We start from the raw sequence: 2,979 nt of genomic DNA on the forward strand, positions 1-2,979 counted from the left end.
TTGACAACTTAAAACTAAAACTTTACCTTTCCTTATAGTCGTGTCTTTGTCTGCTAAGCAGCAAAGCTCTAGAAAGGAGGTGTTCCAGCCGCACCTTCCGGTACGGCTACCTTGTTACGACTTAGCCCCAGTTACCGGTCTTACCCTAGGCCGCTCCTTACGGTGACGGACTTCAGGTACCCCCAGCTTCCATGGCTTGACGGGCGGTGTGTACAAGGCCCGGGAACGTATTCACCGCATCATGGCTGATATGCGATTACTAGCGATTCCAGCTTCACGGGGTCGAGTTGCAGACCCCGATCCGAACTGTGATAGGTTTTATAGATTCGCTCCTCTTTGCAAAGTGGCTGCTCTCTGTACCTACCATTGTAGCACGTGTGTGGCCCAGGACGTAAGGGCCGTGATGATTTGACGTCATCCCCACCTTCCTCACAGTTTGCACTGGCAGTCTGGCTAGAGTTCCCGACATTACTCGCTGGCAACTAACCACAGGGGTTGCGCTCGTTATAGGACTTAACCTGACACCTCACGGCACGAGCTGACGACAACCATGCAGCACCTTGTAATCTGTCCGAAGAAAAGACTGTTTCCAATCCTGTCAGACTACATTTAAGCCCTGGTAAGGTTCCTCGCGTATCATCGAATTAAACCACATGCTCCACCGCTTGTGCGGGCCCCCGTCAATTCCTTTGAGTTTCATTCTTGCGAACGTACTCCCCAGGTGGGTTACTTATCACTTTCGCTTGGCCACCCAGCTCTCAATCGAGCCGGACAGCTAGTAACCATCGTTTACGGCGTGGACTACCAGGGTATCTAATCCTGTTCGCTCCCCACGCTTTCGTCCATCAGTGTCAATGTATTATTAGTAACCTGCCTTCGCAATCGGTATTCTATGTAATATCTATGCATTTCACCGCTACACTACATATTCTAGTTACTTCATAACAATTCAAGACTAACAGTATCAATGGCAATTCTACAGTTAAGCTGCAGACTTTCACCACTGACTTATTAGTCCACCTACGGACCCTTTAAACCCAATGATTCCGGATAACGCTTGCACCCTCCGTATTACCGCGGCTGCTGGCACGGAGTTAGCCGGTGCTTATTCTTATGGTACCGTCATCAGTCTACACGTAGACCTTATTCTTCCCATATAAAAGCAGTTTACAACCCATAGGGCCGTCTTCCTGCACGCGGCATGGCTGGATCAGGCTTGCGCCCATTGTCCAATATTCCTCACTGCTGCCTCCCGTAGGAGTCTGGTCCGTGTCTCAGTACCAGTGTGGGGGATCTCCCTCTCAGGACCCCTACCTATCGATGCCTTGGTGTGCCGTTACCACACCAACAAGCTAATAGGACGCATGCTCATCTTGTACCGTAACCTTTACTATATAAATGATGCCAATCATATAGACTATGGAGGATTAATCCAAGTTTCCCTGGGCTATACTCCAGTACAAGGCAGATTGCATACGCGTTACGCACCCGTGCGCCACTCGTCAGCGGAAAAGCAAGCTCTTCCCTGTTACCGTTCGACTTGCATGTGTTAGGCCTGCCGCTAGCGTTCATCCTGAGCCAGGATCAAACTCTTCATCGTAGTGTCTTATATAATATTCCACGATATAAGGAAATTTAATCACACTCCTAAGAGTGCTCAAAATGGTCGTTCTAGTTTTAATTCAATCCCGATATAAAATCGGGACGCGTTGTCAATTCAATATGTCAAATAACTTTCCCTCTTACTAAAGAAGAAACTTCTTGATAGATGCTAAGGAATCGAACCTTATTTTTATTACCAAATCATCTCAGTTTCAATTTGCGTTGCTCTCCGTGAAAGCGGCTGCAAATATACAACTCTTTTTATTTACAAAACAAATAAAATTTGAAGTTTTTTTTAGCCTTTTTTCAAGCAACTTATTTAAGAACTTTACCGCCTTTCTTGCCGAAAAACCGGAGGGCAAAGATACTACCCTTTTCCCTTTATAAACAAGCTTTTTTTAAACTTTATTTTATCTGCTTACCAAAGAACGTAAAACCGTTTTTTATACCCGATTTTGGAGGCGCAAATATAGAACCAATATCTGTACCCGCAAGCACTTTTATAAACTTATTTTAAAATAATTTACTCCCTACTTAAAACCAATTACTTACAACTTCAACTTTTTATAATTTATACTTAAAACGCATCCAGATCTACGGTTTTAAAAAGCTTGACTTTATTTACAAAACATCAAAAATAAGAACTCATCTACCTTTTACTCGATGAAAGACATAAAACTAAAAATCACAAAAGCAGAAAATCAGCGTAAGAAACAAACAGGTTAGGGATTAAGCGGCAGGCTTAAGAGCTTGGTAAGCTCCTAAAGCTTACAAAAGCGAGTAGCGAAAGCGTGATTGCTGTCGCACAAATAGGAAAAACCAGCGACTTGGAATATAAAGACCAGCTACTTCTAGAGAAACTAATAAACAATTACTGACAAGAAGCCGCTACTTACTCTATAAAGCATCCTCCAACTGGACAATTAACCAAAACACAAAGGGCTAAACTTTTATTTAAAACCTATCCCGACATACTGCAGGCATATGACATGGGAAACCAGTTAAGAAGTATTTTTAATGAAAACACTGAAGTTAAAATAGCTTATACAAAGCTGGCTCAAAAGCGTTTAGAGCTCAGTTTAAAGCAGTGAAAAATGTAGAATTCTTTTTGCACAGATTAACTACAATTTTTGAATAGTCCCCAACAATTAGGCTTGGTCCAAAATAAACTTTAAAAGTTGCTAGTTTAAATAGCTCAACCTTTCTTTCTATATAGATCAAAAGATCCAAGACACCGGAATCTAAATTCGCAATGCTTGAGTACTCCCTTTAATCCGCGCTACAGCTTAACAAGGATTTCCGCTACTATTATTCCTCACGCGGGCTTATTTTAAGTGGAGGGTTTCAGATTCAAGCCTAGTTCTCACTTCTACGATC

1 rRNA gene is annotated in these 2,979 nt (G+C 42.8%); it reads right to left on the reverse strand.

The features are described 5' to 3' along the window. Positions 1-72: 72 nt before the first annotated feature. A 16S ribosomal RNA gene (locus tag DSM02_RS20025) occupies positions 73-1,600 on the reverse strand. Positions 1,601-2,979: the final 1,379 nt, after the last annotated feature.

The sequence above is a fragment of the Leeuwenhoekiella polynyae genome, assembly GCF_004104075.1.
In the GTDB taxonomy this organism is placed as follows: domain Bacteria; phylum Bacteroidota; class Bacteroidia; order Flavobacteriales; family Flavobacteriaceae; genus Leeuwenhoekiella; species Leeuwenhoekiella polynyae.